The 15,164-nt window shown below is 56.9% G+C and carries 14 protein-coding genes; 7 read left to right on the forward strand and 7 right to left on the reverse strand.

Annotated elements, in window-relative coordinates; genetic code table 11:
• Nucleotides 1-11: 11 nt before the first annotated feature.
• On the forward strand, nucleotides 12-959 hold the full coding sequence (locus ABFV38_RS09935) for a zinc-dependent alcohol dehydrogenase family protein (protein ID WP_348959291.1): 948 nt from the start codon (nucleotides 12-14) through the stop codon (nucleotides 957-959).
• A 3-nt stretch (nucleotides 960-962) separates the two neighbouring features.
• On the opposite strand, the gene ABFV38_RS09940 is transcribed toward ABFV38_RS09935, so the two are convergent.
• Nucleotides 963-1,997 carry an AI-2E family transporter gene (locus ABFV38_RS09940; protein WP_348959292.1) on the reverse strand — a complete coding sequence of 345 codons (1,035 nt, stop codon included), beginning with the start codon at nucleotides 1,995-1,997 and terminating at the stop codon, nucleotides 963-965.
• 421 nt (nucleotides 1,998-2,418) lie between these two features.
• On the opposite strand from ABFV38_RS09940, the gene mdtJ reads away from it, so the two are divergent.
• The 3 genes from mdtJ to ABFV38_RS09955 all read left to right on the forward strand — a co-directional run bounded on the left by mdtJ (nucleotide 2,419) and on the right by ABFV38_RS09955 (nucleotide 5,344).
• Nucleotides 2,419-2,781 carry a multidrug/spermidine efflux SMR transporter subunit MdtJ gene (gene mdtJ, locus ABFV38_RS09945; RefSeq protein WP_348959293.1) on the forward strand — a complete coding sequence of 121 codons (363 nt, stop codon included), beginning with the start codon at nucleotides 2,419-2,421 and terminating at the stop codon, nucleotides 2,779-2,781.
• The gene (gene mdtI / locus ABFV38_RS09950; protein WP_045910373.1) at nucleotides 2,768-3,097 is read left to right on the forward strand and encodes a multidrug/spermidine efflux SMR transporter subunit MdtI; all 330 of its coding nucleotides are present in this window, start codon (nucleotides 2,768-2,770) and stop codon (nucleotides 3,095-3,097) included. Before mdtJ ends, mdtI begins: the two co-directional genes overlap by 14 nt.
• 84 nt (nucleotides 3,098-3,181) lie before the next feature.
• Nucleotides 3,182-5,344: a bifunctional diguanylate cyclase/phosphodiesterase gene (locus tag ABFV38_RS09955; RefSeq protein ID WP_167213008.1), complete on the forward strand. Its 2,163-nt coding sequence runs from the start codon at nucleotides 3,182-3,184 to the stop codon at nucleotides 5,342-5,344.
• Between the two features lies 1 nt (nucleotide 5,345).
• Here ABFV38_RS09955 and ABFV38_RS09960 read toward each other — a convergent pair whose 3' ends face one another.
• The 5 genes from ABFV38_RS09960 to ABFV38_RS09980 all read right to left on the reverse strand — a co-directional run bounded on the left by ABFV38_RS09960 (nucleotide 5,346) and on the right by ABFV38_RS09980 (nucleotide 10,673).
• Nucleotides 5,346-6,167, reverse strand: coding sequence for a serine protease (locus tag ABFV38_RS09960; protein ID WP_045910375.1), 822 nt, complete (start codon nucleotides 6,165-6,167; stop codon nucleotides 5,346-5,348).
• Nucleotides 6,168-6,446: 279 nt separating this feature from the next.
• Nucleotides 6,447-6,917, reverse strand: a complete 471-nt coding sequence (gene asr, locus ABFV38_RS09965; RefSeq protein ID WP_348959294.1) for an acid resistance repetitive basic protein Asr — start codon at nucleotides 6,915-6,917, stop codon at nucleotides 6,447-6,449.
• 229 nt (nucleotides 6,918-7,146) lie between these two features.
• Complete coding sequence (locus tag ABFV38_RS09970) at nucleotides 7,147-8,634, reverse strand: carboxypeptidase M32 (RefSeq protein WP_348959295.1); 1,488 nt, start codon at nucleotides 8,632-8,634, stop codon at nucleotides 7,147-7,149.
• A gap of 96 nt (nucleotides 8,635-8,730) precedes the next feature.
• Entirely contained in the window at nucleotides 8,731-9,357 is a 627-nt protein-coding gene (locus tag ABFV38_RS09975; RefSeq protein WP_348959296.1) for a plasmid pRiA4b ORF-3 family protein, read from the reverse strand.
• A 62-nt stretch (nucleotides 9,358-9,419) separates the two neighbouring features.
• Nucleotides 9,420-10,673, reverse strand: a complete 1,254-nt coding sequence (locus ABFV38_RS09980) for an MFS transporter (protein WP_348959297.1) — start codon at nucleotides 10,671-10,673, stop codon at nucleotides 9,420-9,422.
• 121 nt (nucleotides 10,674-10,794) lie between these two features.
• Between ABFV38_RS09980 and ABFV38_RS09985 the strand changes: the two genes are divergently transcribed.
• The 3 genes from ABFV38_RS09985 to bioD all read left to right on the forward strand — a co-directional run bounded on the left by ABFV38_RS09985 (nucleotide 10,795) and on the right by bioD (nucleotide 13,868).
• Nucleotides 10,795-11,727, forward strand: coding sequence for a LysR family transcriptional regulator (locus ABFV38_RS09985; protein WP_348959298.1), 933 nt, complete (start codon nucleotides 10,795-10,797; stop codon nucleotides 11,725-11,727).
• 94 nt (nucleotides 11,728-11,821) lie between these two features.
• Complete coding sequence (mlc, locus tag ABFV38_RS09990; RefSeq protein ID WP_045910384.1) at nucleotides 11,822-13,042, forward strand: sugar metabolism global transcriptional regulator Mlc; 1,221 nt, start codon at nucleotides 11,822-11,824, stop codon at nucleotides 13,040-13,042.
• Nucleotides 13,043-13,172: 130 nt separating this feature from the next.
• A complete protein-coding gene (gene bioD / locus ABFV38_RS09995) occupies nucleotides 13,173-13,868 on the forward strand; it encodes a dethiobiotin synthase (RefSeq protein WP_045910385.1) in 696 nt (231 codons plus the stop codon).
• On the opposite strand, the gene clcB is transcribed toward bioD, so the two are convergent.
• Entirely contained in the window at nucleotides 13,803-15,113 is a 1,311-nt protein-coding gene (gene clcB, locus ABFV38_RS10000) for a voltage-gated ClC-type chloride channel ClcB (RefSeq protein ID WP_126534425.1), read from the reverse strand. The genes bioD and clcB overlap by 66 nt on opposite strands.
• Between the last annotated feature and the right edge of the window lie 51 nt (nucleotides 15,114-15,164).

Here is a 15,164-nt window from a genome sequence, read left to right on the forward strand (position 1 = left end):
TTGAGATCGTAATGGAAAATCTGGCCCTCTGGTATCGCCGGTTTGGCGAGCCAGAATCTGTTTTGCAACCTGAAACCGCGCCGCCGGGCGGGCTTGCGCCGGGACAGCTCCGCGTGCGGATGCTGTTTTCTCCGGTCAATGCGTCCGATCTTATCCCCATCACCGGTGCCTATCGCCACAGAACCCCGTTACCGGCGGTCGCGGGGTATGAAGGTGTCGGTGTTGTCACCGAGGCGCCCGCCTCGTTTAAGCATCTGGTGGGCAAGCGCGTTCTGCCGCTGCGCGGTCAGGGCACCTGGCAGCGCTATGTGGAATGCCCGGCAGAGTATGCGATACCCGTTCCGGACACCGTCGACGCACATCTGGCCGCGCGGGCCTATATTAACCCGCTGGCGGCGCAGATGATGCTGACCCGCTACCCGCCGCGTGGAAAGCGAGTCTTGCTCACGGCTGCCGGATCGGATTGCGCCATTCTGCTGGGGCAGTGGGCGCGTCAGGCGGGGGCGGAAGCGGTGTATGGCATTCACCGTTCTGCCGTGCATGCTGAACGACTGGAGGCGATGGGCATCACGCCTGTCGCACAGCATGACGCAAACAGAATCGGCACCGTCGCTGCCCGTAGCGATATCGTCTACGATGCCACCGGCGGGCCGCTTGCGGAAACGATCCTCAGCGTGATGCCCGAGCAGGGCATGTTTGTCTGCTACGGGCTGCTCTCCGGGCAAACCTTCACACAGCAGCGGCCTGCGCCGCGCGTGGCGTGGTTCCATATCCGAAACGGTCTGAATGCGCTCAGCGTTGAGGCGTGGCGCGCGGAGTTCGATCGCATTTGGCTGAGGTTGCCCGACAGTGAGTACAGCGACGTTACGGTGTACCCGCTGGCGGAGTGGCGAAGGGCGCTCAGCGCTTATCGTGAAGGTGGAAGGACCCACAAGCCCCTCCTGTCGATGGCGGAATGACGGCTAGTGATGGCTCATATCGCTCAGCAGCACGGCGATACTTTGCCCGCCCGCCGTCTGCTCCAGACCAATCTTGACAATGATGGTGAGCGGAACGGAGAGCAGCATCCCAACGGGCCCGAGCAGCCAGCCCCAGAATATCAGGGACAAAAAGACCACCAGCGTGGACAGCCCCAGACCCCGGCCCATCATGCGGGGTTCCAGTATGTTACCGAACACCAGATTGATGACCAGGTATCCGGCCAGCAGGAGCAGCGCGTCATAAAGCCCGCTGAAAACCAGCACCTGAAGAATAGGGGGGATCGCCGCCAGCACGGAGCCGATGTTGGGAATGTAGTTAAGCGCAAACGCCAGTAACCCCCAGACGAACGCAAAGCGGACGTCCAGCGCCAGAAGCATCACCCAGACGACCACGCCCGTCACCAGGCTAATGGCCGTTTTCAGCACCAGATAGCGGGAGACGCTGTCCAGCGCGCGTTGAATCGCCCCCATTCCTTCGACCGGACGGACCATTATCTGCTGCAGCTTTGCAGGAAGCTGCGGCACCTCCAGCAGCATAAACACCACCGTTAAAAACAGCAGGAAAATGGAGGTCATGGCATTAGAAAGCTGAGCCAGCAGGCTGGTGACGATCGTCATCGCCGCATTGGGGTCGATATATTTCAGCAGTTCTTCAACCGAGACTTCGATACCCGCGCGCTGCAGCCAGGGTTCCAGCTGCAGCAGCGGTATTGCCAGCGAAGAGCGGTATTTCGGCAGCGTTCGCGCCAGTTCATTGAGCGAGGTTCCCAGATAAGCCACCAGCAGTACCATCGCCACAATAATGATGCTGATAAGCAGCGTGATGGCCAGCACGCGTGGGATGCGTAGCCGCGTCATGCGCTGCACCAGCGGGTTGAGGATCACCGCAATAAACAGGGCCAGAATAAAGGGCACAATAATGTCGGCGGCAAAGCGCACGCCTGTCAATATGATCACCAGCATGCCCAGCATGATGACAATTTTTAACCCGTTCAGGGTAATGATGGGTTTAGCCATGGTGACTCCGAAATTTTCTTTATATTTATAATAAAGGTGAAAGGCATTGCAATAAACTAACCAAAATCAAACGGAGTGGGTAAAGAATTGCAAAGACTTTGAGTAAAATCCTGGCTTATGGTACAAATTCGGTGTGTTTAACTACCGAGGACAATTTTCATCCGCAAAGACGAGAAGCAACAACGCGGATAATTGTAATTTTATGGACAATATGTTCAGGACGTACTCTTCAAACAATACTGCTGTATACTCCACCTCTTTCTGCCTGCTTTCTGGTGAGCAACACTGGCGCACCGCACTATAGTCATTTCTTCTGCCTGAGCTGGCGCTAAGCGCTTAGCTGACTGATTTCAATTCGTATTTTTGGGTTTGCTGCACGCAGCGGGCCACGATGGATTATATTCTCAAGCAGGAGAAAAACATGTTTTACTGGATTTTATTAGCCCTGGCTATTATCGCTGAAATTACCGGCACGCTGTCGATGAAGTGGGCTAGCGTCAGCGATGGCAACACCGGTTTTATTTTGATGCTGGTGATGATTTCGCTTTCGTATATTTTCCTCTCGTTTGCGGTGAAAAAAATTGCGCTGGGCGTCGCGTATGCCCTGTGGGAAGGGATCGGTATTTTGTTGATTACGCTGTTCAGCGTGCTGATATTTGACGAAACATTAACAACAATGAAGGTCGCCGGGTTAACGACGCTGGTCGCGGGTATTGTGCTGATTAAATCAGGTACCCGTAAGCCGTCTAAAGTGCAGAGGGAGCAGAACCATGCAACAGTTTGAGTGGGTTCATGCGGCCTGGCTGGGGTTCGCCATCGTGCTGGAAATTCTGGCGAACGTTCTGCTGAAATTCTCCGATGGTTTTCGTCGTAAATTCTACGGCCTGATGTCGATTGCCGCGGTTCTGGGGGCGTTCAGCGCGCTGTCCCAGGCGGTAAAAGGGATCGATCTTTCGGTCGCCTATGCGTTGTGGGGCGGTTTTGGTATCGCCGCGACGCTGGCTGCAGGCTGGGTGCTTTTCGGTCAGCGTTTAAATAACAAGGGCTGGATGGGACTCATCTTGCTGCTTGCAGGTATGATTATGATAAAACTTGCCTGACGTTCATAAAGCCATCCTTTACAGGCAGCGAAATTCGCTGCCTGTATTACGCTTAGAAAAGCAAAACCTTAAAGAGGATGGCTGATGTATCGCACATTAAGCTGGCGCAATATTCCCACCGCGAGAACGTTGTTTGCCATGGTCTTTATGGCGGGCATCGGCTTAATCATCTCCGTCGTCGCACTCCTCTATCTTTCCCTGCATCTTATCAGCACCAAAACCAATGAAATTGATGAACACCGCACGGCGCTCTCCGTGCAGGGGGCCATTCAGACATCGGTTAACCGCGTCTCCTCGCTGGTGCTGGATAACGCCGTCTGGGACGATGCGGTGCGGGAGGTCTACCGTCCCACGCTCGATACCGACTGGCTGTATAACACCTGGGGCGCCGGCTTTAAAATCAACAACCTCTATGATGGCACCTTCGTGCTTGATGAGCATTTCAATGTCATCTGGGGATCGTTTCAAAGTCAGCCTTTTCAGGAGACGAATCTGGATTTTTTCGGTAAGGGGCTGAAAGCCCTGATTGCTCAGCACGCGCGCGCCTTATCAAGCGATAAAAATATCTATGCCGGGATCAGCAAAACGCGAAGCGGCGTCGCCTTTGTGGGCATTGGGCTGATTCGCCCGATGGTTGGAAGATTACAGGTCACCGACGAAACGCGCCGCTATCTGGTGATCACCCGTCATCTGAACGCAAGAATCTTAGCCGACCTGGGGGCGACCTTTCAGATCGATAACCTGCACTTTACGCCGGAAAAAATTAACGAAATGAGTATGCCGCTGCGCAGTTCGGCAGGGGAGTTGCTGGGCTATCTTAACTGGCAGGCACGGCTTCCGGGGGCGCAGGCCGCCCGGGCGGCATCCTCTGATATCACGCAGATTGTTGTGCTGGCATCGGCCCTGATCCTACTCTTTATTCTGGTGAGCAGCGTGGGGCTGTACAAGCTTGCGCGGGGAGAAAGCCAGGCGCGTCTGGTGGCGAGAACGGACTGGCTAAGCCATCTGCCGAACCGACGAGCGCTCATCGAAGCGCTGGATCGGGTGAGTCTACGCGGGGATATCGACGTCAAAAGCGTGGTGTTTATCGATCTGGATGGTTTTAAAGACGTGAATGACATCTACGGCCACAGCGTGGGAGACGATCTCATTGTGGCGATTGCGAAAACGCTGAGTGAACGCGTGCCGCCAGGGGGAATGCTGGCGCGTATGGGCGGGGATGAGTTTGCCATGACCATCGGCGGTGATGAGGCAGAAACACAGGCCACCGCCTTTGCCGTTTCGGTGCTGGATTTTCTCACCACCCCGATTCAGCTGGGGGAACGCACGATCCATATCGGGGCCAGTATCGGTATCGCCAGCGGAACCCTGATTGAATGCACCAGCTCCGAGCTGTTTCGCCGCGCCGATATTGCCATGTACCATGCCAAAATGAGCGGGAAAGGGCGTATCACCCACTACGACGCCGAGCTGAACAGCGCCCGGGAGCGCAAGCTGGCGATTGAAAATCAGATCCGTAACGGTCTGGAGCGCGATGAGTTTGAGGTCTGGTATCAGCCGATTATTGACGCCCGCAGCCAGAAAATGAGCAGTGTCGAAGCGCTGGTCCGCTGGCCACGTCGCCCGGACGGGCCGCTGGGCCCGGATACCTTCATCGCCATTGCGGAGACCAGCGGTCTGATTTACAAGCTGGGCCAATTTGTGCTGCAGCGCGCCTGCCAGGATCTCCAGCCGTACGGTGACTTAACGCTTTCCGTTAACATTTCTCCCGCGCAATTCCGCGATCCCGCCTTCGAAGACAAAGTGGCCAGCGTGCTGGAGACCACTCATTTCCCTGCTAACCGACTGCAACTGGAGGTCACGGAGTCCTATGTGCTGGAAAACCCGGAGCGTGCCCGCATGGCGATAGCCAATCTTAAAGCGCTGGGCACCGCGGTGGCGCTGGATGACTTTGGCACTGGCTATTCCAGCATTGGCTATTTGCGGCGTTTTAACTTCGACACCATCAAGATTGATAAATCGCTGGCCGGGCTGGTGGACAACGATGAACAGGCGGCCGCGCTGGTAAGCGGCACGGTGCGGATCGCCAACGCGCTGGGGATGGCGGTGGTCGCCGAAGGGGTCGAGACCGAAAGACAAATGAAACTGCTGCGGCTGGCTGGCTGCGATCAACTGCAGGGTTTTTGGTTCAGCCAGCCGATGCCGATTGAGTCAATCAGGGCATTACATCAGGTCAGACGATGCTGATTTACTGCTGCGCCAGCGCTTCCAGCTTGTCGCGAAAACCGGTCACGGACAAGGCCCGGTTATCTGCGCGCCAGCGATCTTTCGCCGCCGGGGCAGAGCTCTGCACACCGATCAACTGCCAGCCGTTATCTGTTTTCAGCATCAGCGGTGAGCCACTGTCACCCGGTAACGTATCGCACTGGTGCGAGAGTACGCTGGTTTGCGCCCAGCCCGTCACAATACAGTCGGAGTGCGTGTAAAGCGTATCCAGATGGTCGACAGGATAGCCGGACTGCGTCACTTTCCGGTCGGCGGCTTTCAGCGCGGCGGTGAGGGCGTCTTTGTCGCCGTCAAATAACGGCAGCGGCGTAATGCCGGAAGGGGGATAGCGTAAAACGATGAGGCCAAAGTCCCATGAGGCGGCCGCCGGTGGCACGATCCAGCCGTCACCATCCGGTTTCAGGCGTTTGCCGAGAGACGGATCGACCCGGCCTTCAATGCCGTGAATTTCATAGCGCCAGGTGCCTTTTTGCGACACAAACCGCAAGGCAACCGCTTTATCCGGCTTGCCGTTTGGCGGCGTTAACAGACAGTGGCCTGCCGTCAGGGCAAGCTGTGGGGTAATCAGCGTCGCAGTACATAAGTTACCGCTGGCGGTTTCCAGTTGACCTATAGCATCCCAGGGCGCCTGGGTGGGATCGGCGACGCGCGTGCGATCGTCATGACCGAAAAAAAGCGTCTTTAGCTCTTTCGCGCTAATGGTGTCATCACCGCCATCATCCGCATGTGAGAATCCAGAAAAAAGACCAAACGTTCCCAGTAACAACACAACAGATTTACGCATATCACACTCTGGTGGGGGTAATTATGATTATTAAAAGTGAACCCTATGAAAATACTATAGACGGGACAGCGCTAAAGTGGGAGTAAAATCAGCGTGCTACAATCAGGAAAGATAAAAGTGGCTGGCGATGAGCGCGCATAAAATAAGCAGGATCAGAATCAGCTCAAACCGATAGCGTCGCAGCATACGCCCTCCGGATAAAAAAAACGGCGCGGAACCTGTTCCGGTTCGGCGCCGGTTTACCAACGTGCCCCGAAGGGCACGGTTTAGCTTGTACTCTTACGCAGCTGGCTGTGCAGCTGGTTTAGCAGCTTCGTGTTTTACTGCTTTTTTGTGATGCTTTTTAGCAGCCTGAGCTTTCTGTTCTACAGCCGGTTTAGCGGCTTTTTTGTGGTGGTGCTTTTTAGCAGCCTGCGCTTTCTGTTCTACAGCCGGTTTAGCGGCTTTTTTGTGGTGGTGCTTTTTAGCGGCCTGCGCTTTCTGCTCTACAGCCGGTTTAGCGGCTTTTTTGTGGTGCTTTTTGGCAGCCTGCGCTTTCTGCTCGGTTGATGCTGCGGTTGCAGGTGTAGCGGCTTCTTTTTTCGCTGCAGCTTTGTGGTGTTTCTTATGATGAACCGCTTTTGCTGGGGCAGCGGTGGTGGTTGCAGCAGGTGCGGCAGCCGGTGCAGCAGTTGCGGTAGTGTCAGCAGCAAATGCAGCAGAAGACAGACCCATAGCAGCGGCAACAACCAGAGCTAATACTTTATTCATTCTCATACCCTCGAATTTGGTTTTTCATTTAACCCCACTGCGGGGCCGTTGAAATAACTATATCCCTGTAAACTCGGGGTTTCCGTGAGTGATTGGTATCGGCGTGTAACCATATGTACATTGCCGGGGGGCTAGCACAGACGGCCCACTCTCCATTGAGGGAGAGGGCTGGGGTGAGGGGGAAAATACGGCTCTTTTACCTGAGATCCCTCATCCCCGGCCAAACAGATTACAAATAGCGGGAGGTCAGATGTTCGCGGAAGTAACGGATGTTCAGATCCTCGCCCGTCGCCTGGGTGATTAACTGCGACGTGCTGAAGCGACTGCCGTGCTGCCAGATGTTCTGACGCAGCCACTCAAAGAGTGCAGAAAAATCGCCCTCAGCGATGGAGGCCTGCAGGCCCGGAAGCGCCGTTTTAGCCGCATGGAACAACTGTGCGGCATACATGGCCCCCAGCGTATACGACGGGAAGTAGCCAAAACCGCCGTCGGTCCAGTGAATATCCTGCATACAGCCGTTGCGGTAGTTGTCTTTGGTGGATAACCCGAGCCAGGCCTGCATTTTCTCGTCCCACAGGGCAGGGATATCGTCCACTTCGATCTCGCCGTTGATCAGCGACCGCTCAATCTCATAGCGCAGCACCACGTGCGCCGGGTAGCTCACTTCGTCCGCATCGACGCGGATATAGCCCGGCTTCACGCGCTGGTTCCAGGCGATAAAGTTCTCTTCGCTGAACGCCGCCTGGCTGCCAAAGCGGGCATGCACCGCAGGGAGAAGATGCTTGAGGAAGGCTTCACTGCGTCCCAGTTGCATCTCGAAGAACAGGCTCTGAGATTCGTGGATCGCGGTTGAGCGGGCCAGCGCGATCGGCTGTCCTGCCCATGCGCGCGGCAGGTTTTGTTCGTAGCGCGCGTGTCCGGTTTCGTGGATCACGCCAAACAGCGCGCTGAGCAGTTCATCCTCGTCATAGCGCGTGGTGATGCGCACGTCCTCCGGTACGCCGCCGCAGAACGGGTGCGCGCTTACGTCGAGGCGACCGCTGTTAAAATCGAAGCCGAGCATCTTCATGGCTTCCAGGCCCAGCTCACGCTGTGTTGCCGTCGGGAAAGGCCCCTGAGGAGGAACAAACGATCGCTGAGCCTGCTTTTCCACGACGTTTGCCAGCAGGTCCGGCAGCCAGGACTTCATGTCGCCGAACAGCACGTCCAGACGGGCGCTGGTCATGTCGGGTTCAAAAATATCCAGCAACGCATCGTACGGCGTACAGCCTTTGGCTTCCGCCCGCAGGCGCGCCTCTTCACGGCTGAGTTTGACCACCTCTTTCAGGTTGGCGGAAAAACCCTGCCAGTCGTTGGCGGGACGCTGCGTGCGCCAGGCGTGTTCACACCTGCTGCCCGCCAGGGATTTGGCTTCCACCAGCGTTTCCGGCAGCAGCGAGGCCTGCTGATAGTGGCGCGTCATTTCCCGCAGGTTGGCCTGTTCGACGTCATTCAGATCTTCCCCTGCCGCCGCGGCTAACAGGTCGCCGACTTTTTTATCGGTCAGGAGCTGGTGCTGCAGGACGCTCATCTCCGCCAGCGCCTCACCTCGCGCGGCGCTGCCGCCGGGCGGCATCATGGTGAACATGTCCCAGCTGGCGATGGAGGAGAGGTGCGAGAAGCGGGAGAGACGCTGGAAGGTGCGGGTGAGTTGCTGATAAGATACGTTTTTCGTCATCGTTATTGTTCTCGTTCAGTTGGCGGTGTTCCAAAATAACAAACCTCTATAAGTTTGCACATATAGAGGTTTGTTTGCGCTTCATAGTCACACGTTTTAATACAACAGATCATCACTGAAAAGGGGTAACGGTCTCTCTCGTGACCAACGCGCATAAAGCATCAATGCACTGGTCACCGCATCTGGATTGAAGAAACGGATAAATTCTTTGAAGTCATCATGGGTAACGTCATCAGCGATATCCAGTACCTCAGAGAACTCCTCGAAGTCTTGCGGATTGTCTGCAGGGTTGTTCATTGCGTCAATCATGCGTTGATACTGATAACTCCCTCCACAATCTTCCGGTGGACACGCATTTTCACCGGCAAAACATTCGAAGAGCATGTCCGGATCCTCTGGCTTAAAGTCGCTGTCTTCAAGGAATAGCGTATGCTCCCAGTCATCACCAAAGTCATAAATATAGGTAAGCGTATTCTTTCTTTTTTTAAGTAATTCGCTCAGGCGAATTTCGCTTTCGTATTCATCTTCAGCAGAGGACGGGAGTTCGGTAAGGACGCGATTTTTGAAAGTAAACTGGTGAAGATGACTGTCATCCCAGCCCATCACGATTTGAATAACATCATGCAGGCGAACCAGCGAAATATCGGCTGGTACGGAAAATGTTCTCCAGATAGGGGGGGTTATGCCATTCAATGTAATTTTTAAGAGGTAAAATTTATTCATCCCTGTTTTCCTCCACCATAAAATTGACAATTAGCTTGTAAAAAAGTAATGGAAAAATTTCTTCATTTCAAACGCTGATGCAGGTTCCCCCCCACCAGCAGCGCCGCGCACAGCATTAGCGCGATAAACCCGCCCACGCCGTTCCAGCCGTAGTGATGCCAGAACACGCCGCCGAGCGTCCCGGCGATGCTGGACCCCAGGTAATAGCTAAACAGATAAAGAGACGATGCCTGACCTTTGGCGCGACGCGCGCGCGGGCCAATCCAGCTGCTGGCGACCGAGTGGGCGGCGAAGAACCCTGCAGAAAAGAGCAGCATGCCGGCAAAAATCAGCCACAGGGAGGAGAAGAGCGTCAGCAGCAGGCCGACCAGCATCACCGCCGTGAAGAACAGCAAGACCGGGCCGCGTCCATAGCGCGCGGTCATCGCCCCGGCCTTCGGTGAACTCCACGTACCGGTCAAATAAGCCACCGAGAGTAAACCGACAATAGCCTGGTTCAGATGCCACGGTGAGAGCATCAGGCGATAGCCAATATAGTTAAACAGCGTGACGAAGGCGCCCATCAGCAGGAAGCCGGTCAGGAACAGGCGCGGCAGCCCCTTGTCGCGCCAGTGCAGACGGAAGTTGATAAACAGCGTTTTCGGGCGCAGCGATGTCGGGCGGAAATGACGCGATTCCGGCAGAATTTTCCAGAACATCAGGGCAGATGCCAGCGCGAAACAGCCAATGACCGCCAGCGCAATCCGCCAGCTAAAGAAGTCCGTGAATACCCCGCTCAGCAGACGTCCGCTCATCCCGCCAATCGAGTTCCCGCTGATGTAAAGCCCCATAGAGAAGGCAACAAAGCTCGGGTGGATCTCCTCGCTGAGGTAGGTCATCCCGACCGCCGCCACGCCGCTGAGCGAAAGCCCGATCAGCGCGCGCATCACCAGAATGCCGTGCCAGCTGGTCATCATGGTTGAAAGTAACGTACAGACCGAGGCCAGCATCAGCGCGGTTACCATCACCGGTTTACGCCCAATGGCGTCGGAAAGAGGGCCGGTAAAGAGCAGGCCAATCGCCAGCATGCCGGTGGAAATGGAGAGTGAAACGCTGCTGCTGGCAGGCGATACGCCAAACTCATGGGAGAGCACGGGCAGGATCGGCTGAACGCAATAGAGCAGGGCGAAGGTGGCCAGACCGGCGGAGAAGAGCGCCAGCGTGACGCGCATAAATTGGGGGGTACCACGTTTAATGAACTGAACCGGCTGCGATGTTGCTGGTAAATCATTGATATCGCTTGCCGGATCGATATCAATGGCAGTTGTACGACTCACACAGTTTCCTTGCTTAAACATCCCCGTGATTTCTGGTGACGGGTATGACCACCTCTTCAGGGTAGGAAAATGTAAATATTCTGTCTAATATATTAATAATCTCAAATGATACGTTAGAAATATGAATATCGAGCTGCGTCATCTTCGCTACTTTGTCGCCGTCGCCGAAGAGTTGCATTTTGGCCGCGCGGCGGCACGACTGAATATCTCTCAACCCCCGTTAAGCCAGCAGATTCAGATCCTGGAGCAGCAGGTCGGCGCGCGCCTGCTGGCCCGCACCAACCGCAGCGTGAGCCTGACGGCGGCGGGCAAGCAATTTCTCATCGACAGCCGACAAATTCTGAGCATGGTTGAGGACGCCGCCGCTCGGGCAGAACGGCTGTATCTCGGGGAAACCGGAGAGTTGCGCATCGGGTTTACCTCGTCCGCGCCGTTTATCAGCGCCGTCTCGGAAACGCTGTCGTCATTCCGCCGCCATTTCCCGGATGTTCATATTCAGACGCGCGAGATCAATACCCGCGAGCAGATTGCGCCGCTAAATGAAGGTTCGCTGGATTTGGGGCTGATGCGTAATACCCAGCTGCCGGACTCGCTGGCGTGGGAGGTGATCCTGCGCGAGCCGCTGATGGCCATGATCCCACACGATCACCCGCTGGCGTCGCGTCCGACGGTGTCGCTGGCAGAGCTGGCAAAAGAGCCGTTTGTCTTTTTTGATCCGCAGGTCGGAACGGGTCTGTATGACGATATCCTGGGGCTGATGCGCCGCTACGATCTTGCCCCGGTCATTACCCAGGAAGTCGGGGAGGCGATGACCATTATCGGGCTGGTCGCCGCCGGGCTGGGCGTCTCTATTCTTCCGGCCTCCTTTAAACGGGTACAATTGCGCGAAATGCGCTGGGTGACCATCGCCGAAGAGGATGCCGTTTCAGAGATGTGGCTGGTCTGGGCAAAACATCGCGAACAGAGCCATGCCGCGCAGCGCTTCAAACAGCAGTTGATGAACGCCTCCGCCGGGGGGCATTTTCAGGGAAAAGTGGGCAAAAATGTGCAGTAAATCACATGGCTAAGTAAATATTTGACGGCAGCCATGCAAGTGCTTCACCATAGCCAACAGTTTATTTCGAAGCTCGAAAATAAGGGAGTACGAGGTGGTCGCTGATAGTCAGCCAGGGCACATTGATCAGATTAAGCAGACCAACGCTGGCGCGGTATATCGCCTGATCGATCAGCTTGGTCCGGTTTCGCGTATCGATCTTTCGCGCCTGGCACAGCTGGCACCCGCCAGTATCACCAAGATTGTCCGCGAGATGCTGGAAGCGCACCTGGTTCAGGAAACGGAAATTCAGGAGCCGGGCAGCCGTGGCCGTCCGGCAGTCGGGCTGGTGGTGGAAACGGAAGCCTGGCACTACCTGTCGCTGCGCATCAGCCGCGGCGAGATCTTCCTTGCGCTGCGCGATCTGAGCAGCAAGCTGGTGGTAGAGGACCGTCTTGAACTGCCGCTCAACGCCGAGGAATCGCTCCTCGAGGCGATTGTCTCGCACATCGATCGCTTCTTTATCCGCCATCAGCAGCGGCTTGAACGCTTAACGGCGATTGCCATCACCATGCCGGGCATTATTGATACCGAAAATGGTATTGTCCACCGCATGCCGTTTTATGACGATGTCAAAGAGATGCCGCTGGGAGAGGTGCTGAAAAACCATACTGGCGTACCGGTCTACATTCAGCATGACATCAGCGCCTGGACGATGGCGGAGGCGCTGTTTGGCGCGTCCCGCGGCGCGCGGGATGTGATTCAGGTGGTTATCGATCATAACGTCGGGGCGGGGGTGATCACCGACGGACGTCTTCTCCACGCCGGAAGCAGCAGCCTGGTTGAAATTGGCCACACCCAGGTCGACCCGTACGGCAAGCGCTGCTACTGCGGCAACCACGGCTGTCTGGAGACCATTGCCAGCGTGGAAAGCGTGCTGGAGCTGGCGCAGGTCAGGCTCAGCCAGTCCATGAGCTCCTCGCTGCACGGACAACCCTTAACGGTGGATTCTCTCTGCGCCGCCGCGCGTCAGGGCGATCTGCTGGCGAAGGACATTATTACCGGGGTGGGAAATAACGTTGGCCGCATTCTGGCGATTATGGTGAACCTCTTCAACCCGCAAAAAATCCTCATTGGCTCACCGCTCAGCCAGGCGGCGGAGATCCTCTTCCCGGCGATTACGGCCTGTATTCAGCAGCAGTCGCTTCCCGCCTACAGCCGGAATATTGCGGTGGAAAGCACCCAGTTTTCCAATCAGGGCACGATGGCCGGCGCGGCGCTGGTCAAAGATGCCATGTATAACGGCTCGCTGTTGATCCGCCTGTTACAGGGTTAACTCTTTTCCGCAGATGTAAGAAAAATTGCGCTATCTCAAGCCGGGTAGCGCACGCATCCCGTAGACTTCCTCCACTGAATTATTTACCTGGTTTATATTTTCGAAGCATACCCAAGAGGTGGAGTGAGTCATGCTTAAGCGTTTCTTTGTTACTGGTACTGATACCTCTGTCGGCAAGACCGTCGTATCCCGCGCATTGCTGCAGGCGCTGGCAGCAAGCGGTAAACGCGTTGCAGGGTACAAACCGGTCGCAAAAGGGAGTAAAGAGACGCCAGAGGGATTGCGTAATAAAGACGCCCTGGTGCTGCAAAGCGTCTCGTCACTGGAGTTGCCTTATCATGCGGTCAATCCCATCGCGTTAAGCGAAGAGGAGAGCAGCGTGGCGCACAGCGGCCTGATTAATTATCCCCTGTTGTCCGACGGCCTGGCGAACCTGAGCGAGAAGGTCGATCACGTGGTGGTCGAAGGGACGGGCGGCTGGCGCAGCCTGATGAACGACCTGCGCCCGCTGTCGGAATGGGTGGTGCAGGAACAGCTTCCGGTAGTGATGGTGGTGGGGATCCAGGAAGGGTGCATCAACCACGCGCTGCTGACGGCGCAGGCGATTGCCAATGACGGCCTGCCGCTGATGGGCTGGGTGGCCAACCGCATCAACCCTGGCCTCGCGCACTATGCGGAGATCATCGACGTGCTGAGCGCTAAACTGCCCGGACCGCTGGTGGGTGAGCTGCCTTATCTGCCTCGCGCCGAGCAGCGCGAGCTAGCGCAGTACATCGATCTCTCTGCCCTCGGTGGCGTGTTGACCGTAGACAGAGTCGTGGCGTAACGTCCGCGACAGCACGGACGCCAGCACGCAGGCGACCAGCAAACCGGGCAGTAAAAAATACTGTCCGGTCATTTCACAGACCATCAGCGCCGACATAATGGGCGCATGCGTGGTCGCGGCGAGTAGCGTTGCCATCCCTGCCAGCCCCAGCAAAATTGCCGTCTCAGAACCCGGCAGCCACAGCGCGAAAAGCTGTGCAAACAGCATGCCTGTCGCCATGCCGACAAACAGTGTCGGCGTGAACACCCCGCCCGGTGCGCCCGACCCGCTGCTCGCCAGCACCGCCAGCAGCTTACAGATGAAGACGCCCGCAATGACCGACAGCAGCGGCGGCGCGAGCAGAAAAGCCTGCACCACGCTGTAGCCGTTCCCCCATACCTTCGGCGTCAGAAGAGACAGCAGCCCGACGATCGCACCGCCGAGCGCCAGCTGCCACGGCGGCGAAAGTTTGAGGCGCAGGAAAAGACCGTGGCTGAACGCCATCAGCCACATCAGCAGCGGCCCGCAGAGACCCGCCACCAGCCCCATCGCGGCCAGCAGGGCATAATCGGCCGCGGTGAGGATGCCGCTCAAATGGACCGCGTAGAGCGTGCCGGCACCCGGTGCCAGGAGCTGCGTGGTGAGAAGCGCCACCACCGCCGCGATAACCACGGGCCCGAGCGAGGCCAGCATCAGGGTGCCAAACAGAATCTCCGCAATGAAAAGGCTTCCGGCTAACGGAGCATGGTAGGCGCTGGCCATCCCGGCCGCGGCGCCGCAGGCGATCCATAACTTCCATTCAGATTTGGGCGTAAATCGCCGGGCAAAAAAGGAGGCGGCGAGGGCGGCAAGCAGGATCATCGCCCCTTCACGCCCGATGGCGCTTCCGCTGGCGACGACCAGCAGTGAGGCAAGGGATTTCACCAGGCTGGCGCCGTAATCAAACTGGCCGTCGCCGGTCTCCAGCGCTTCCATATAATCGGTAGGGGCATGAGGCCGCTGGGCAGTCAGCCGTTGCCATCCCCAGAGCAACAGTCCGGCAGCCAGCCCGCCCAGCGCGGGCGTCAGCGCGCGCCGCCAGGGCGAGAGCGAGGCGGCGGCATTCACCAGGCTGCCGCTGTCGTTGCTGAGAAGCAGCCACTCCAGCAGGTACATGCTGTGGCGGAACACCGCAACGGCCAGCGCGGCCAGCACGCCGGTGACGGTGGCAATCAGCAGTCGGCGAAACATCGCGCGGATGTCGGGGTACGTATGAAGACGTTGCATGGGTCGCGAGTAAACGGGGACGATACAATATTGTGGCGGGAAATCGCGGGG

This window comes from Enterobacter cloacae complex sp. Mu1197, assembly GCF_040059225.1.
Taxonomy (GTDB): domain Bacteria; phylum Pseudomonadota; class Gammaproteobacteria; order Enterobacterales; family Enterobacteriaceae; genus Enterobacter; species Enterobacter quasiroggenkampii.